Here is a 1,005-nt window from a genome sequence, read left to right as displayed (position 1 = left end):
GCTTATTATTTCTTAATTAATAACTACGAAAAATTTATTAACGATATAAAATTCGCAAATTCCCAAAACGATTATTATTTACAGGAAATTGAAGATATTTCTAAGTTTACGCATTTAAGTAAATTATCACTTTACACTCGTTTATTATATGAAAACAAAATTTCAAAATCTTCATACAATAACATAAGGGAAGATTTTGACAACCAATATAGATTACGCATAGCAGAAGAAGATAGAAAAAAAGAATTAGATAAATTAAAAGGAATCAAAATTGGAGGAGCTGTTCCTAAACCAATAAATTCCCCTTTATTTATTTCAACGATTCAGACTTCATTTTATGAAGGTGTTATAAATGAATACGAAGTATGTAAACGATTAAATATTAAACCAGAAAAATTAGAAGCGTACTTATGAAAATAGTTATTGATACAAACTCACTATTATCATTAGTTCGATACTATTTACCTTTTGATAATGAAAACCATTTACTTGATTTTTTTCAAAGTAAAATAGCTAATGGAAATATTGTAATAATTGACAAAGTTTATCAACAATGTCAATATCAAGCAAAAGGGTTAATTTTGGAGAAGTTAGAATTTTTAACAGAGAAAAACTTTTTAAAAGAATCGAAACAGCCATTTAAAACTTCTGACTTATTAATACCAAATCCAAAAAAATTCTTTCATTTACTGGATAATAACTTTGTGAATTCCATAGTGAAAAAACAAAAGAAAATTACTGATGCTGAATTTGAAGTTGAAAAAGAACGTTTTTTGGAAGATGCAGATATGAAACTTGTTATAGCTTCTTTAAATTTTATACAAAAAGGAGAAGATGTATTATTAATCACAGAAGAAACTAGTTCTAGCAACGACAATAAACTTTTTAACAAAATACCTCTAATCTGCTATGACCTCGAAATAGCAACTAAAACACTTCCTGAGTTAATAAGTATGTTTAACGATGACATAAAATTCAGCATTGTAAAATAAAGCCTACCACTAA

General features: G+C 26.0%; 1 protein-coding gene and 1 pseudogene. Both read left to right on the top strand.

The window, feature by feature from the left end:
* Positions 1-414 (top strand): annotated as a pseudogene (locus tag EKL98_RS17805) (ImmA/IrrE family metallo-endopeptidase); the annotation flags it as partial.
* The gene (locus EKL98_RS17475; protein ID WP_126563280.1) at positions 411-992 is read left to right on the top strand and encodes a DUF4411 family protein; all 582 of its coding nucleotides are present in this window, start codon (positions 411-413) and stop codon (positions 990-992) included. The pseudogene EKL98_RS17805 and the gene EKL98_RS17475, both read left to right, overlap by 4 nt.
* Positions 993-1,005 lie beyond the last annotated feature (13 nt).

Source organism: Flavobacterium bomense, assembly GCF_003970355.1.
This window is presented reverse-complemented; position numbering and strand designations above follow the sequence as displayed.